This is a genomic window from Pseudoalteromonas sp. CO348 (genome assembly GCF_004208845.1).
In the GTDB taxonomy this organism is placed as follows: Bacteria; Pseudomonadota; Gammaproteobacteria; order Enterobacterales; family Alteromonadaceae; genus Pseudoalteromonas; species Pseudoalteromonas maricaloris.
In genome coordinates this window covers 21,517-37,799 of record NZ_SGPI01000015.1, presented here as the reverse complement: position 1 = coordinate 37,799, position 16,283 = coordinate 21,517, and the positions used below count along the sequence as shown (strand labels likewise).

Genomic DNA, 16,283 nt, shown 5'->3' with positions numbered 1-16,283 from the left:
ATCAAAAAATTACTGAAAGCCGCTTGATCCGTTAGCTGAGTCACTATATATTACAACGCGTTGACAGGCACAGACCTGAAAACAATTAATAAGAAAATGTTATTGTACGACCGTAGCTCAGTTGGTTAGAGCACTACCTTGACATGGTAGGGGTCGGTGGTTCGAATCCACTCGGTCGTACCAAATCTTATAATACAACCGTAGCTCAGTTGGTTAGAGCACTACCTTGACATGGTAGGGGTCGGTGGTTCGAATCCACTCGGTTGTACCACTCTACAATATTTACTATCTAGTTAAATCCAAAAAGAAAAAGCATTGCCTACTTTCTATAACCCACGCCAAAGGTCGGTAATTCGGATCCACTCGTTGTACCAATTTTAAATCTTTATAATTCAACTAAAGTCGAAAAAGATAGCACTTTCTCCACTATAATCAGGTCTATATTAAATTATTTCATTAGCATGATAAGTAAAAAAGGTACAGAGTAATAGATTAACTTTCAGGCTTTGGGGTAGGAACAGTGAAAAGGAATTTAGCATACGATGGCCTACGTGGCTGGCTGCTAATTATTATTGCCTGTAACCATTTATATGGTCACTTCGTCCCTCAACTCACTAGAGCACCCTTAGGTTTTGTAACAGCAGCTGAGGGTTTCGTATTCTTGTCTGGATTTGTCGCATATCTTGTCTACGGACGGTTAAGCAGTAATAAAACACAGCTTCAACGCAAAGTATGGCGGCGCTGTTTAACCATATATGGATTTCATATTACAGCCATTACCATCAGTTTCATATTCGTTTGGATATTTCCGTTTTATATCCAACAATGGACAGTTTTTTTTAATGCAGCAAATTGGTTCAACAATCCCTTTCAAAGTTATATTTCGGCTATTTTATTGCTTGAACACCCAGGTTATCATGACATACTTATCTTATATCTTGTGCCAATGATATTTCTGCCTTTTGCAATACTTGCTATAAATCGTGGCCAACTTTGGTTAGTCGCAACTTCTTCTGTCCTGATATGGCTTTTATCGCAACACGTCACAATTCAGCCTTTAGCTGGTCCATTTAACGTTATATTTCCCGATATCACAATTAATGTGAGCTACTTTGACCCTTTAGCGTGGCAAATATACTTTTATATGGGTTTTATTCTAAGCTACCTAAAACACCATAAAGGCTATTCTTTTGATTTTCCCATTGCCGTACGGATATGCTTGCTCACATGTATCACCGCTCTGTTTATTACTAAACATTGGTTTCCAGCACTGATGGAGCCGTATCTCTTAGGAAGTGGTAATGCCTCAGTAGTTTATCAATTGAGTTTATTATTAGCCGTTTACCTGTTTATGTTATTAAACCGGCATATACCGAGGCTCTTTACGCTGAAGTATCCCGTATTTTTAGGGCAACATGCGTTACCCGTATTTGCTTTCCATACCGTAGTCATTTACTTTCTGCAACCTTGGAGCCAGGCTTACACAACGCAAACTTGGTATTGGGATTTACTCATCTGCATATTTTTCATCGGGTTACTTGCGATACCTGCAAAACTTGACCAAAGATGGCGTTCCAGCAACCGAAGAAACCAACTTGGAGTACAGAGCAAGGCAGCGTAAATGCGTGGTGTTTGGGAAGATTCAGTCTTTATCCACTGTAAACCTCTTTGTCATTCCTTGACTCGCTGGAGATACAAGGCGGTAACCCAGTTTTTTATAAAAAGCAGGTTCGTCCGCAATCATTGAAACATAAGAGCCCGGCAAAACATTTGTTGCTAAGTAACCATCAATATATTCCATCACTGTACGCCCTAATCCCTGCCCTTGATAAAGCGGATTGACGGCAACATCGACGACCTCAAAATTGCAACCACCGTCTCCAACCACTCGCCCCATCGCCACAAGTTGTTCGTTATGTCGAATTGCAACCCCGTATAATGAGTTAGGTAGTCCCCTTGTGGCTGCTTCTAAAGATTTTGCAGATAATCCAGCGGCTATTCGCAAATCACAATATTCCTCTGGGCAAGGTACTTTCTCTTCAATGTTAAACGTCAAAGTATTCACTCCTCTAATCACTAAGAAGTGATAGAATAACAACTGTATAAATAAACAGTCAACTAACTCTAACTATCACCTTCCCGAGGTTCTGGTTGTGTTCGAGAATATCGTGGGCTTGCTCAATTTCATCCCAATATAACTCCTTATATATTGGTATCTTCATTGTCTGATCCGGCAGGTCCGAGCCGAAATCATTCAGAAAATCTCTCACTAATTCCCTTTTATAGTCCAAAGAGCGATTTCTTAACGTACTTCCGTACAAGTTAAACCTTTTCGCGAGTAACTTGGCAAAGTCTAGTTCTGTATATCTTCCGCCTAGCATAGCGAGCATCACACAGCGACAATCCATTGCTGCAACTCTTAGGTTCGCTCTAAGGTATTCACCACCTACAGGGTCAAGAATGACATTTGCTTTCAAACCAAGTTTTTTCATTTCTTCAGCAAAATCACAGTCTAAATAATTAATAGTGTGATCTGCACCCAGAGACTTTGCATACTCGGCCTTTTCCTTGCTACTTTGAGTCGCAATGACCGTTGCACCTAGCTTTTTTGCAATCCTTATGGCAGCACTGCCAACACCCGAAGCACCGCCATGGCATAGTAAAACCCCATTAGAATTTAGCTGCCCAGTTCGCACAATCGCATCATAGGCCGTAAGATATACTTCTGCTAAGCCTGCCGCATAGCTCAATGACAAACCTTCGGTTAACGGCATGAGTAACTCACTTTGTGCAACCACGTACTCAGCATAGCCGCCGCCAGAGGTTAAACAAAACACTTGATCACCAAGTAAATGTTCAAGCTCAGAAGACGCCACCTGAACTATCGTTCCAGACACTTCCAGACCCAATATCTCACTATCGCCTTCAGGCGCAGGATATTTACCTTGTTTTTGCAAAATGTCTGCTCTATTAACCCCAAATGCATGTGCTTTGATTAGCACTTGCTTTGCACTCAATGTTGGTGTTTCTGTGTACTGGATTTGAAGCTGAGAAGATGCGTGACTGATATAACGCATCTTCTTTGGGATCACTGAACTTTTTTCCATACTTCCTTCTCAACGAACTTACCATCTTCATACAGTTCATGATGCCATAAATTACCATCAATCTTGTAGCTGAATGACATCGTTCGGCCGAGTAAGCTGGTAACATTTCCATATTCATAGGTTTCGATAAATCTATCTCCCTCTATTTTGTAACTCCCCCCACCAGCGTATTTAAACTTTCCTTCGCTTTGCGTAATGTAGCTGTGGTGAGCCTCAGTGATTAACTTTATCGACGTCAAGCTCGGTGCTTGGGCTGATACAATGCCATCTGTGGTGGCATATTTTCCCTCAACAAACTCCCAAGTACCTAAAAGTGGATTTGCCAAAGCAACTGGACTCAATAACAATAAACTAAGTACGGTGACTTTCATCTTATTTCCCTTTAACGTTGTTTTATTCAGTTTTACACAATCACCCAATGAGGTCAGTTGAGATAATCTCAACTTCAAAAATGAAATGATGCGTTCTCAGGTCTATTTACGAAGTAACCCTAGTAGAGAAAATAATGAAATTATTAGTGCTAATACTGTTGTTCAATTTAATGGTATCTACACAGGCAACCGAAATTGAAATCGAATACAGAGGATGGATAAGTAGCAGTGATAGACAACATGTGGAAACTTGGCTAAAACGCGGTGTTGAAGCAACAGAACACTCTTTGGGAGTGCTACAACAGCAAACGCTTCCATTTATTATTGAACCTAACTTATTCGCATCTGAACCAGTGCCTTGGGGCACAGTTCAACGAGGCAAACCTGACACTATTCTACTCCAAATCAAACGATTTACCTCAAGCCGAGTGCTGATTAAAGATTGGACTTTGTACCATGAAATTGCTCACCTTTATCATCCTTTGCTTGACCACTCAGATTTCTGGCTTGCAGAAGGACTTGCTACCTATTTACAAAATGTCATTATGCTAGAGAACGATATTGTTAATATTGGAGAGTTTCATACAAGATTAATTTCAGGGCTCAGCCGAGGCGCAAAAAATACGCTAATGAATAAAGGGTCACTTAAAAGAGTGAGCGAACAAATGTGGTCATTAAACGCGCAACAAAGAGTCTGTTGGAGTGGGGTTGCATTCTTTATAGAAGCAGAAATTGCACTACAGGATATGGGCAACAAGAATACTATCAGAACGCTTATTTCCTCATTTCAGCAGTGCTGTAACAGCAGTGTAATATCAGGAGACAAAAACAGTGGACGTTTATTTATTGCGAGCCTAGATAAACTATCCAAAACCACCATATTTTCCAATCTATATGCTAACTATAAGCAGCGGAAGGATTTCCCTAACTTAAGTAAGACTCAAATCTATAGTCTGCAGCCATTAAGATAAAGTGTTTTATGGCATCCTTGAACGGTCACTCTATCCGCTGTAAATATTTATAAGGCGTAGAAAACTAAGCTTGTTTGGTTTGCTGCTTTTCTGACTCAATAGCGGCTGTCATTGCGCCAAGTAATTCAGTTAGCTGCACTTCCACACACTCGAGTTGTTTATTCTTCAGCTTAGCATCCAACTCGTTTGCGATTTTATGAATATCAATACAATCAAACATCGCAGCAGTGCCTTTAATCGCGTGAACTGTTTTTGCTAACGCATCGTAATCCTGATACTTAGCTTGATTCTTGATCTGAATGATTTGCTCATGCAGCCCAGAAATATACTGTTGTTTTAGCTGATAAAACTCGGCTTCAGGCAGATCAACTTCCTCATCGACTTGAATATCCAAATAATAAGCTACTTTTTGACTGAACACGACTCTATCAATAGGTTTTGCAAGGTGATCACTAAATCCAAGTTTTAAATAACGCTCAATTTCATGCTGCATAGTGTTGGCAGTTAATGCAATCACAGGCGTGCTACACCCCGTTGCCTGAATAAAGCTAAACGCCTGCTCACCATCCATTACTGGCATTTGGATATCCATTAATATCAAATCGAAATCACCATCTAGTACCGCCTGTACCGCTAGCTGACCATTTTCAACCGCCGTCACAGATAAGCCCATACGCTCTAAAATACGCTTAATAAGCTTACTATTGTCTGTGTTATCTTCAGCTAATAACACTTCACCTTTAAGCTCTTGCGTTATTTCATCAGGTATTGTGCCTTGTTCACGAACATCGCCAATTTGAACGAGACTTTGCACCCACTTTGTTTTCTCGGTGGTATATAGGCCAACAGTAAGAGTAAAGGCAGTACCTGAACCTACCTCACTTTCTACCGAAATATCACCATCTAACTTTCTCGCTAAGCTTTTGGAAATATTTAGTCCAAGCCCTGTTCCACCATATTTCCTTGATGTGGAAGAGTCGGCTTGATAAAACGCACTGAATAATTCTTTTTGTTCATCCGCTGTCATTCCTATCCCGGTATCTCGTACCGTGATCATAAGGCGCTCGTTTTGACACGCCACATCAATCGAGATTTTACCAACCGTCGTGAATTTCATTGCGTTAGATGTGAGATTTAGTAATATCTGCCGCAATCGAGTGGGATCAATAACCACAAAATCAGGCAGTGGAAAGTGATAATTCAATGCAAACTCAAGCCCTTTATCTCTAATTTGCTTACCCAATAACGAATCGACATGTGCAATTGCTTGAAAAAGGTTTGACTCCACCAACTCAACTTCTAGTTTATTAGCCTCAATTTTAGACATATCCAAAATGTCATTAATTAGTCCAAGTACATGACGCGAGTTTTGTAAAATAACAGAGATTGCGTGATTACGCTCATGCGGCTTGATATCTCCGAGCATAATGCCATCGGCATAACCAATAATTGACGTCATTGGTGTTCTTATTTCATGGCTCATGTTCGCCAAAAATCGACTTTTTGCCTCACTAGCATCTCTAAGCTCTGAGGCCACCTGCTCTAACTCATAAGTACGTTTTAACACCTTTGCTTCAAGGTTTTTATTGAGCTCTATATTTTCTTCACTGGTTATTCTAAATTTGTCCGCAACCGCAAAAGCCAACAGTAATGCATCAAGCGCAGTACCTATTAAACCATAAAGATATAAGTTACTCGACGATTCAGGCAGCAAACTTAAGTTAGTTAAATTGCCCACCATATTGGGGATCGCCATTGCGATATATGCCATCACAAAATAACGAGCTGGTTTAAAGCCCTCAACCCAGCGCTTAATGCCGACAAATAGTCCGAAACAGAGCGCTAATCCCGTTACCAATGTTGCCCAAATAAAGCCAAAACCTGGGAAAAGAATACAAAACGGTAGTCCAAGAGCAGCTATCACTCCAAGCCAGATAGAAATCGACACATAGTTTGGATGAACATCCTTGAGTTTTAAAAGATGGATATAAAATAACGCGTTGGTTAATGGCGCAAGCGCAAAACCTAACCAATGCAAGTTTGCAGAGTAAAATCCAAATAGCTCGTCGGGAATATGAAAGAAATGGCTCCATGCAAATACCCACACACAAGTGAATAATGCGTAATAAAAATGAGTGATATCTTTCGAGCCGATGTAGATTAATAAGTTATATAGCCCAAGAACAATACCGACACCAAAACAAAGCGTCATGATAAGGTTTTCATAGACCACTTCCTGCTGAAAATCTCTCAGAGGCTCAATGGTCAATTTTACAGGAGTGTAAAAGAAATCACTCTCGAAGAGCGTAACGATATAATAATCTTGGTTCGGTTCTAACGTGACTTGATTACCATAATGAAATGCAAATTCATTTTCGACCTTGCCCCCAGAAAAAACTCGCAAGACCGTTTCTGGTGTATATATCCTCGACTCAATTTTGCTCAATACCGTATTGTATGGATAGAGCACAAATTCATTCAATGGCGTTTCATTTCTGACTTTAGTCACCAAGAAATAACGACCAGAAAACAGCGCTCTCTTCTTTAGTGGCTCATGAATAGATTCCCATGCACTCAACTCATCCCAGCTTTGAGGAAACCTTGTACTAGAACTTGCCTCATAAGCCTTTCCAACATGATGTAAATTTTGATATTGCCAAGGCTGCGTCAATTTCAACACAGCCTGATCTGCATAGGCGAAACTAGAAAACAGAATTATGCTGAAAATGATCAGTAGTAAACGCATTCTAGCCAGTTACCTTAGTAAAGTTACCTGTGGTTCGGTATTTAATCTGCAAGTTTTCTACCCCCAAGTCAGGTGACTTATCTCTATATAGTGCTCAAAAAAAATCAAAAGCGATATGTTACATCCATGCCTATCCTTCTCCCCTCACCTTTAAAGTCCTCCAACATTCCCAAAAAGCTACTTAGGTCAAATTTTAGATGGCTATACTCTTTATCTAGAAGATTTTTACCCCAAATACCTAACTGCCAGTCTCTATACTCCACCTGTAGATTGGCATTCCAAAGCATATAACTGGGCTGCTTAGCATAGGGAGATTCGTTTTGGTCAAAGTAATATTCGCTTTGATAATCAAATGCTATTCTACTTTTTATACTAACTTCATCCCAATTAAATGCATAATTTATTTGTCCAGAGATATTCCATTCGGATGTAAACGGTAAGCGATTGTCGGTCAATACAACGCCAACTGGATCAATAAATTCCTCAAAGTTAGCTTCAGGTATATACCCTATATCCAAGCTTATCTGAGTTTGCTCCGATAGATACCAAGTGTTTTCTATTTCAGCACCATAGATTTTTGACTTACCTACGTTTTCAAGTAACTGATAAGGCGGTGCTCCAGGTACTTCTGAAGCCTGATTCATAAATACCTGTTGGTCTTTATAATCATAGTAAAAAGCGGCCAAATTTGTACGAAGTTTAAGCTCATTAAATAACAGCTTTGCTCCTATTTCATGGGCGATTAGTTCTTCGGGGCCATAACTTGCCTGTATCGCGGCATCCTTCGAAATAAGGAAGCCACCGTTATAGCCGCCGCTTTTTGCACCATTAGATAAACTATAATAAACACTTTTATCTGGTTTAACTTTATGGATAACTGACAACTTTCCAGACAAATTACTATCGGACTCTTTTCCCTCAATGTCGTAGGCAGGGACTAAAATGCCAGCGAGGTTATCTCCAAACGGTACATTTAGGTATGAGAAAGAGTCATAATTTACCTTTTCATCGCTGTACCTTACTCCTACAAGTACATCTGTATGTTCACTGATTTCATATTCATATTGGCCAAACAAAGCCATTGATTTTACTTTGATATCATTGTCATAGAAAAAGGTTGCCGCACTAGCACCATTAGGGGTTCCCCTAAAATCACGTAATAAGTCATTGAAATTATCTTGGTAAATACGCTCTTCTAGTTGAAATAAGCCTACCGTCAGAAAGCCGGTTTCCATACTTTGCTCAAACCTAAGCTCATTCACCAGCTTTTCATTTTTAAGCCCTAACTCACCTTCACATAATGAAAATGGACTTCCATCACAATTAAATCCATGTATCCTATCTAAGCGATTGAAAGCCCCAAGATAAATAAGTTGAGACCGGTCATCCAGTGCATACGCGATCTCTGTTGTAACACCTTTGCTTATACTGTGATGTTTTTGATAATTATTGACCCGCACAGCCCAAAAATCGTCGCTGCCAATATTAAAGCCAAGCGCATCAACGCAGTTGCTAGTGCCCGCTTGCGCTGGAGAACATAATGAACCATCCAAAGGGTTTGAGAATAATCCGATATTCCCGACCGGCTGAACCAGTCCATTCCAATGACCATAATCTAATTTCACAAAAACACTGAACTTATCAAACTCGCCAAAATAACTTAGTCGAACATCATTTTGTTCCATATACGCCTCAGGAGCTTCAGGCTGTAAGTTATACGTTGTGTACTCATAGTTATTGTGGCTTGCGGCAAGTCGCACCGCGCTATTTTGATCTAGGCTATAGTTGAGCATCGTACGTGCTCTTGTTAAAGAATCCGAACCGACCCCCACACTGACAGAAGCAAAATTACCATCTGTTGGGCGCGCCGTGCGCACTAAAATTGCCCCCCCAGTGGTATTTCTACCAAAAAGTGTACCTTGTGGACCTTTCAATACTTCTACTTGCTCAACATCAAACAAGTTAATGATTTGATTATTCGCAGACCCAACAGATATACCATCTAAATACACCCCAACCGGAGAAGTGTTGGCCGTATTGTAATCGACAAGTCCGACACCTCGAATGCTGACCGCTGGAGGCGTGCCCTCAGCTGCATTTTGACTGATTTTTACATTCGCAACTAAACTACCCAGTTCGGTCGTATCTTTCAGTGCCGCGTCAGTGATGACTTGTCCGGATATGGGTTTAACAGCGATAGCAACATCATTGATAGATTGCTTTCTTTTTTGAGCGTATACCTCAATGACTTCGATTTCTTCTTCGACTTGTGCTGACGTTTCCATCGAAACTACTGAGAGTAATGTTAGTGTTATCGTATTTAACAGCACATTTGGATGTGGCATAGTTTGAATCCCGAGCTATATCATGCAATTGCACTATCAGTATAGCTGAATTAAAAAGACCCCCAAACAAATGAACCCGATTACCTTTTTAAGGTTCAAGCTATCGTTCATAACGCATACAAATTATACCAAGATGGGATTTAAGCCCTGCAAATTGCAAGGCTTGAAATGTAGTTGAGCTACTCCGTCAGTATGACTAACTATTCAAAGGTTAAACGGCTCAAACCCTGATTCTCCACTAATGCTTTGAGGATATCCAGTGATAGCTCTACTCGTTTGCATGCCAGCCATCACAGCAGCTTCAACACAACCAGCATTGACACCGGTTTTAATCCAATCTCCGGTAATGTAGAGGTTATTGAAGACGCTGCCGTCCGTAGGTAGTCGAAATTGACTACTATCAACAACACTTAACACATAACGCTCACTGGGGTCGACATTCACCCTCCAATACTGAGTGTTGAACCTAACTTCGCCTTCATTATTATCAACATCAAACAATACGTTCCAATCGAAGTCGTCACCATGATAAGCCTCTGGCCACAGTGGCTGCATCTGTAATCTAAGTTTTTGCAATGCGTTTTCTTTTACCTGAGCTTTCATGCGTTCAGGAAACTCATGATCGCTCGGAGGTGGATAATCTGCGCAGGTAAAAGCACTACAAAAGTAGGCAATGTTCTTGGGCTGAGTATTTGGCCAATCTTCAACCTCAAGTAAATTAGACATCGCAGCCCAAGTATCAAAGGGTTGAGAAAATGCGCTTAATATTGGTGGCTCATTACTGCCAGAAGGGTCGTGAAAACCCAGTTCACTGTCAGTTTTAGTGAGCCACAACTGTAATGCTTGAGTCGCAACAGTTTTGACCTTTTCGGCTTGCAACTTTAAGTTGTTATCTTTAGCCAATAATTGCTGACAAAGTGGCTCAAGACCTGCCACTGAGATCCCAAAAATCACTAAATCAAAATCAGTACCTTTATTTAGTGTTTTTCTCGGTAACCTCTGTCCAAATGCTTGTTGGTAAACCGTCTCCCAATTAGACCAGTAAGACTCTAGGTTAATCTCATGTTCTTTAAGTAGTGCCGCTTGCTGCGGGTCGATTTGTTGCCACAGTGGAAAGCTTGGCCAACATGGCAAGTCTTTGACTAATTCCAGAGGCTCGTAATCTTGCGTCTCTTTTAGTTTAACCTGTTGAATTAATTGAATACTATCAACATAATGACCATCATCATCCTGCGCACAATGTAACGACTCAACCTGATGAAAAAACGCAAACTTAACGCCCCGATGTTTGAGCAGCTCATAGATAGGAGAGAAAATAATATCTCCCATCCCCGCTTGCATTTTCCACATCACACCACCGCGATAACACAGCATAATCCGAAGCATAGCCAAAGCCGCAACTCCCGCTTCGACATTCGGCTTTTTAAAATCACCGTCCTCATAGCCAAAAACGAGGTCATAAAAGCCGCGGACAGGCGCAGACTCCACAGACAGCGATTCATTTGCGCCATTGCGCTTGAGCCACTGTTTAAAATCGTATCGATCAAGATAACCAAACCCTCGTGAATAGACTTTGTCACGGAGCATGCCAATGGTCATCGCAACACCTAAATCTATACATATATACAGACGTCTAATGACAGGGTTGTCATCAATTAAGTCGTTTACTTCAGACTGCAACCAACGCCTAATTTTTCGAACCATATACCAAACAACTAAGTGATCTTTCTTATTCTCTAAACGATGATCAGCTTCACGCACCGTTAAAAAATTACTGAGTTGCGTTATTAACAGCTTTGGTGTGGATACAACCTCTTGAACATGGTTTTCTGCGTCATCAAATAAGGTCTTGGCTTTATCTTCGACACTATCAAAAAAGCTTTTAACTTCCTGCCCCAAGTGAGCAAGCAGCGTTTTATCTCTTTCTTTTTTAGTTTTGAGTTGTGTGGATTTGTGCGTTTTCTCAACTTCACACTCCAAATCATCAACCCACTTGTGTAGCCAAGCCGCAAGTAATTTTAAAATCTGCCAAAAATGTAAATCGAGAGTGCCATTTGCTGGATTACCTGGTATCTCAGGGAAATCTACTGACCAAGTTTGCCATTGCTGGTCGATATATTCTTGCAACACCACCAAACTATGCGGTTTTAGTGCTTGTTGCCAAGTGTGAATGGGGACATCACTTGAGCGCTCAAGCTTATTATAAACTGTCTCAATTGCCCTAAAAGAATTGACATAGGCACCAAACCAAACGTGAAGACCATGCTCCTCTATACGCTCGCCGTATTCAGCATTACGACCACTCGCCCCTTTGCCCCCTAAACGCCAACCTTGCTGATAAACGGTAATATCATAGCGCTCTTGCCAATCTTCTTGTTCAGTCATGTATACCGCAGCTGTCATCGCCGAAACGCCGCCGCCAAGTATTGCTACTTTTTGTTTACTCATAAACCTTCCTTTTTCAAACGTGTTGACGAGCAACACCTAAAGCCACATAGGAAGACAACTAAACATGCAAACATCGCTTTAGTAAAAAATCGTGTTTTTTATGCCACAAATACACTAACGATGGAGATTAGCCATACTCTGAGCACTGGAAACAATTTCTTCCACTCCTGCCTGATCGAAGTCCATTTTCACAAAGTAAGGTAGTTTGACCTCGCTCTTGCCTAATGGAATGCCAAACATTTTATCGAGTGGAAACGCATCCATTCGTTGTAGATTCAAGCTTAAATCATCTTTAATAAAACCAATTTTGTGGATTTTCTTCACCTCTGAAGGGGAATGTACCACTGCCGAATATACAGACTTCTCGGCATGGCCATCTGGGAACTGCTTAAATAATATTTGATCCATTTGCGGGTGGGTAAAACCCGATAAGAACTGCTTAAGAAATTGGCTATCGACATCTAAATCAGACACCGAATCTTTGAAAAGTTCTGCAATTTCTTCACCCACTTCCAACACTTCTTTTAGCCATGACTCCCCGTCATCCTCAGGTTCAATGGATAACAATTCATGCCATGCCATTTTGACGTTGGGATCAAATTTCTTAAAGGTCTCCAAAGAGAGGGAAAAGTTCAGTGGGTCACCAAAGTTATCAGGCATTTCGTAGCGACATAAATATTTGTTGTAGCCCCATATTTCTCGACCATTTATCAGCGCGTTAATGTTGTTGACAGAGATAAACGCAGGATACCAATACAGATGCTCTGCTTTTAACGTTTCGAGATTGACTTGCAGAATTGGTAACCAGACAATGACATCGGTTTCTTGCATATATCCATAATTACTAAATGGCGGCACTTTTGATGCGATATTTTCAATATCCGTAAAGGTCAATAAGCACCAATCCGTTAAAGCCCTGAATACAAATTCACTACTAGAAACCGAATTCAGCGTTTTATCAACATAGGCTTGGATTGTTGATTTCTTTCCTTTGACAAAGAAGCCATACATTTGTGCATTTAGCATTCTACATGGAGGTTTGGCGATCGGATTACTATAAAAATGTTGATAATCAGGCAACTCGGGATACATCTTTCACTCCTTAAAGTATGATAAGTTAGTGTTTAGTGTAGTTCGCTCAAGCCGCTTTTGCGTATGTTGTTACGAAAACTCCGCCTCTCGTTGCACAACCTCGATATAGTTGCGTGCCTCTCGCTGGCAAAAATACTGATAATGCGAGTATGCGTACTCATCATAGTTACCCGAGAGCTTGTTCATAAAACCGTGTAAATATCGCGTTCGGATACAATCCAGCCCTTTTTTATCTTTTAACTGTTCTATAACGGGCTCAACGTCAAAATGAGATTCAACTTGAGCAAAGAAGATAGACACATCGCAACTAGGCTTAATATTTAGATGGTTACGTATTTGGCTGGGATAAAATGCGATAAGCTGCTCAACAGAGTGAGATGCACCTTGTTCAGACAATGCAATCCACGCTGCAGCTCCGCCTGCACTAAAGCCAATAATAAGTTTTGGTTTGTATTCAGAAATCGCTGCTGATACTTTGTCAGCATATAAACGATGACCACACTGCGCCAGAAACAGCTCATAACAATCCGACTCAGAGACACTGTTTGGTTCTTCTATAAATGGTGAAAGCACCTGCACGTCACTTCCAAGCGATTTAGCAAAACGATCAATATGATCCGTATAACCGAAAATATCGGTAACGATTAATATAGCCATCGGTTTTCCTTATTAATAATTTATAGTTATTGGCTTGTATGACTTTCCTTGCCATGCGGCCTTATCTACTTATATTGGATTGACGCGCTGCAATCAAACTCTATATTCAATCGCTTAACTACGCTTTAACTAGCGCGCTTTTACCCAAAACTAAAACCTCTTTTAAAGCTAGCATACCGCCAACCTCTGTAAACATTAAATACAAATTAAATAAACATTAATTTAATCATCAATATCGCAAACAATGCTAAGCTTATTGTAAGTTCAGCAAGAGTGACCCAATTTGATCAAAATCATCTTACTCCTCTTCATTACCTTTCAATCCAGTTTTGTATTTGCAAAACAAATAACTTGGATTGCGATAGACTTCGCGCCTTATTATATCCTTTCTGACGATTTGGAGGGACAAGGACGGGACGAGTTATTGATAAAACTCATCCAACAACAGATGCCTGACTACACCTTCAATTATAAAGTGTTCCCCGCATCGAGGGCGATACATGAGCTCTCTAATTTCAACAACCAATATTGTATGATCTCCCTCTATAAAACACCCGAGCGGCAAAGACATATCGCTTTTAGTGATGAGTATTCTACCATTGGATTGTCAACCTCTGCTGCACTAAGGAAAGATGTCGCACAGTCGCTTGGCATTACCAATAGCGCAATTGATTTGGAAAAGCTCGTAACTGAGCACGGCCTAACCGTAGGTGTGGCGGCAAATCGTTCGTTTGGTCATGAAATTGATTCGTTATTGGCGAGTTTGCCTACCAAGCAAGTGCTTGTAAGACCAGGAAGAGATACATTAGAGAGTTTGACTATCATGCTACTCAAAAAAAGAGTCGACGTGATACTGGGATACCCAAGTGAACACCACTACCACAAATTGCATGTTGATAAGCAAGATGAATTGACACAAGTTAGATTGAGTATCGCCTCGCAAATAACTGCTGGATATGCAGGCTGTAATAACAATGCGATTGGTAAGGAACAGATAGCTGCAATTAGCGAAGCGTTAAAACAAGCCCACAAAAACGAGCTGTTTAGACTAGCCATGTCTCGTTGGTTACCAGAGCAATTTCAGCCACAGCTAGCTAGTATTTTTAAAAACTAACTTTGTAAAACTAGGGCCTGTTGATCTTTGCTGTTTGATTTTCGTTCTCCTGAGTGTATTTTGGTCGCGACGCTCGACTTGCCGCCTAGTAATCTAGGCAAAAGTTGAGCAACAATGAACAAAGCGCACTCAGGTGAACTCAAAGCGCAGCACCACGTATGTAGTAACACGTGGTGCAAGTTGAGATTACTTACGAATACCTTCTAAGTGCAAACCAATAGTAACGTGCGTTGATGCCGGACCTAAATCATAGTCGATGTCATAATCAGCAAGTTTTAACTGGGTTTCGCCTTCAAAGCCAACTCGGTATCCACCCCAAGGATCTTTACCTTCGCCCACTTTTTGAATATCAAACTCGATATTCTTTGTTACCCCATTGAGCGTGAAGCTTCCTTTCACCTTCGCATTTGTATCATCGCTAAAAGTAATTGAGTTACTCTTAAAAGTCGCCTTAGGGTTTGCTTTAACGTTTAAAAAATCATTACCGCGCAAATGCTTATCACGCTCTGCATGGTTCGAATCAACAGAAGCGGTATCGATCACTACATTGATTTTTGATGCATTTGGATTTTTTGCATCATAGCTGAAGTCGCCTTCGAAGCTATTAAATCGACCATGCAACCAGCTGTATCCTAAATGTTTAATTTTAAAGTTTACAAAGGCATGTGCACCTTTAGTATCAATTACATAATCCGCGGCATTTACTCCGGCCGATAAGGTCATAGCCGCCATGCTTAATGCAATGATTGTTTTTTTCATGTTTTAATCCTCAACTTTTGTAGCGTTTGGTACCTTGAGCATTCGAACTAAGGTACGATCTCTATTAATAAAGTGGTGTTTTAGCGCTCCCACGATGTGTAGCGCTACTAATCCAATAAGTCCCCATGCAATGTAAAAATGCACAGTGCCTGCAATATCGCTTTGTTCTTCAAATAGCTCTCCAATACCCGGAACAGAAAACCAGTTAAATACCTCGATTGCTCTGCCATCCGAGGTAGAGATTAAGTAACCTGTGACAAACAGCCCAAACAAGCCAAGATACAAAACGACGTGAACGACATGTGCTATTATGTTTTGCAATTTATCCATGGGAGTTGCTTCGCTTTCGGGCTTCACTTTAGGGTTAGTGAACTTCCAAATCAGCCTAAGTACTATCAAAGCTGCCAGCAGTATCCCGATACTTTTGTGAATGTGTAAGCCGTCACGGTAGAAAGGATCGTAATAACTGAGTTCAACCATGTACAACCCAAGACCAAACATGCCAAATACCACAAGCGCACTGAGCCAATGAAAGATGATGGCTAACAAACCATAGTTTTGTGATGTATTTTTAAACATAATATTCAGCTAATAAAACTCATTCTCAATAAGAGTAAGCTTATACGCTAAAAGTTCAGAGAGAAAGCCATAAATTTAGCGTCAGATTGTGCAT

Annotated in this window: 13 protein-coding genes and 2 tRNA genes; 5 read left to right on the top strand and 10 right to left on the bottom strand. The window is 40.7% G+C overall.

The features are described from left to right. Positions 1-106: 106 nt before the first annotated feature. The 3 genes from EXT48_RS06550 (at position 107) to opgC (ending at position 1,621) form a co-directional block, all read left to right on the top strand. Positions 107-183 (top strand) — tRNA-Val (locus EXT48_RS06550). Between the two features lie 11 nt (positions 184-194). After that, positions 195-271: transfer RNA gene (locus tag EXT48_RS06545), tRNA-Val, on the top strand. A gap of 249 nt (positions 272-520) precedes the next feature. Beyond that, on the top strand, positions 521-1,621 hold the full coding sequence (gene opgC, locus EXT48_RS06540) for an OpgC domain-containing protein (RefSeq protein ID WP_130163956.1): 1,101 nt from the start codon (positions 521-523) through the stop codon (positions 1,619-1,621). A 21-nt stretch (positions 1,622-1,642) separates the two neighbouring features. Here opgC and EXT48_RS06535 read toward each other — a convergent pair whose 3' ends face one another. Genes EXT48_RS06535 through EXT48_RS06525 form a run of 3 tightly spaced genes read right to left on the bottom strand, consistent with a single transcriptional unit; the run spans position 1,643 to position 3,478 of the window. Continuing rightward, a complete protein-coding gene (locus EXT48_RS06535; protein ID WP_130163955.1) occupies positions 1,643-2,056 on the bottom strand; it encodes a GNAT family N-acetyltransferase in 414 nt (137 codons plus the stop codon). 58 nt (positions 2,057-2,114) lie between these two features. Further along, a complete protein-coding gene (locus tag EXT48_RS06530) occupies positions 2,115-3,107 on the bottom strand; it encodes an NAD(P)H-quinone oxidoreductase (protein WP_130163954.1) in 993 nt (330 codons plus the stop codon). Further along, the gene (locus EXT48_RS06525; RefSeq protein ID WP_130163953.1) at positions 3,089-3,478 is read right to left on the bottom strand and encodes a hypothetical protein; all 390 of its coding nucleotides are present in this window, start codon (positions 3,476-3,478) and stop codon (positions 3,089-3,091) included. The genes EXT48_RS06530 and EXT48_RS06525 overlap by 19 nt, the downstream gene beginning before the upstream one ends. Before the next feature lie 134 nt (positions 3,479-3,612). Between EXT48_RS06525 and EXT48_RS06520 the strand changes: the two genes are divergently transcribed. Continuing rightward, entirely contained in the window at positions 3,613-4,449 is an 837-nt protein-coding gene (locus EXT48_RS06520) for a hypothetical protein (protein WP_130163952.1), read from the top strand. Between the two features lie 64 nt (positions 4,450-4,513). Here the strand turns inward: EXT48_RS06520 and EXT48_RS06515 are convergent, their stop codons facing one another. The 5 genes from EXT48_RS06515 to EXT48_RS06495 form a co-directional block, all read right to left on the bottom strand. Then, positions 4,514-7,195, bottom strand: coding sequence for an ATP-binding protein (locus EXT48_RS06515; protein WP_130163951.1), 2,682 nt, complete (start codon positions 7,193-7,195; stop codon positions 4,514-4,516). Between the two features lie 104 nt (positions 7,196-7,299). Next, positions 7,300-9,540 carry a TonB-dependent receptor gene (locus EXT48_RS06510; RefSeq protein WP_130163950.1) on the bottom strand — a complete coding sequence of 747 codons (2,241 nt, stop codon included), beginning with the start codon at positions 9,538-9,540 and terminating at the stop codon, positions 7,300-7,302. 204 nt (positions 9,541-9,744) lie between these two features. Further along, positions 9,745-11,988 (bottom strand): NAD(P)-binding protein, encoded by a 2,244-nt coding sequence (locus EXT48_RS06505; RefSeq protein ID WP_130163949.1) that lies wholly within the window; start codon positions 11,986-11,988, stop codon positions 9,745-9,747. A gap of 114 nt (positions 11,989-12,102) precedes the next feature. Next, positions 12,103-13,080, bottom strand: coding sequence for an acetoacetate decarboxylase (locus EXT48_RS06500; RefSeq protein WP_130163948.1), 978 nt, complete (start codon positions 13,078-13,080; stop codon positions 12,103-12,105). Positions 13,081-13,149: 69 nt separating this feature from the next. Continuing rightward, positions 13,150-13,737, bottom strand: a complete 588-nt coding sequence (locus EXT48_RS06495; RefSeq protein ID WP_045989019.1) for a dienelactone hydrolase family protein — start codon at positions 13,735-13,737, stop codon at positions 13,150-13,152. Positions 13,738-14,020: 283 nt separating this feature from the next. Here EXT48_RS06495 and EXT48_RS06490 point away from each other — a divergent pair, with 283 nt between their 5' ends. Further along, on the top strand, positions 14,021-14,851 hold the full coding sequence (locus EXT48_RS06490; protein ID WP_130163947.1) for a TIGR02285 family protein: 831 nt from the start codon (positions 14,021-14,023) through the stop codon (positions 14,849-14,851). A 186-nt stretch (positions 14,852-15,037) separates the two neighbouring features. Here EXT48_RS06490 and EXT48_RS06480 read toward each other — a convergent pair whose 3' ends face one another. Beyond that, the gene (locus EXT48_RS06480) at positions 15,038-15,610 is read right to left on the bottom strand and encodes a YceI family protein (protein WP_017218664.1); all 573 of its coding nucleotides are present in this window, start codon (positions 15,608-15,610) and stop codon (positions 15,038-15,040) included. Positions 15,611-15,613: 3 nt separating this feature from the next. Next, positions 15,614-16,189: a cytochrome b gene (locus EXT48_RS06475; protein WP_130163945.1), complete on the bottom strand. Its 576-nt coding sequence runs from the start codon at positions 16,187-16,189 to the stop codon at positions 15,614-15,616. Positions 16,190-16,283: the final 94 nt, after the last annotated feature.

Bases quoted from the DNA above. Each gene is read 5' to 3' on its own strand.
- EXT48_RS06530 (WP_130163954.1), bottom strand. From the start codon at position 3,107: ATGGAAAAAAGTTCAGTGATCCCAAAGAAGATGCGTTATATCAGTCAC.
- EXT48_RS06525 (WP_130163953.1), bottom strand. From the start codon at position 3,478: ATGAAAGTCACCGTACTTAGTTTATTGTTATTGAGTCCAGTTGCTTTG.
- EXT48_RS06520 (WP_130163952.1), top strand. From the start codon at position 3,613: ATGAAATTATTAGTGCTAATACTGTTGTTCAATTTAATGGTATCTACA.
- EXT48_RS06515 (WP_130163951.1), bottom strand. From the start codon at position 7,195: ATGCGTTTACTACTGATCATTTTCAGCATAATTCTGTTTTCTAGTTTC.
- EXT48_RS06510 (WP_130163950.1), bottom strand. From the start codon at position 9,540: ATGCCACATCCAAATGTGCTGTTAAATACGATAACACTAACATTACTC.
- EXT48_RS06505 (WP_130163949.1), bottom strand. From the start codon at position 11,988: ATGAGTAAACAAAAAGTAGCAATACTTGGCGGCGGCGTTTCGGCGATG.
- EXT48_RS06500 (WP_130163948.1), bottom strand. From the start codon at position 13,080: ATGTATCCCGAGTTGCCTGATTATCAACATTTTTATAGTAATCCGATC.
- EXT48_RS06495 (WP_045989019.1), bottom strand. From the start codon at position 13,737: ATGGCTATATTAATCGTTACCGATATTTTCGGTTATACGGATCATATT.
- EXT48_RS06480 (WP_017218664.1), bottom strand. From the start codon at position 15,610: ATGAAAAAAACAATCATTGCATTAAGCATGGCGGCTATGACCTTATCG.
- EXT48_RS06475 (WP_130163945.1), bottom strand. From the start codon at position 16,189: ATGTTTAAAAATACATCACAAAACTATGGTTTGTTAGCCATCATCTTT.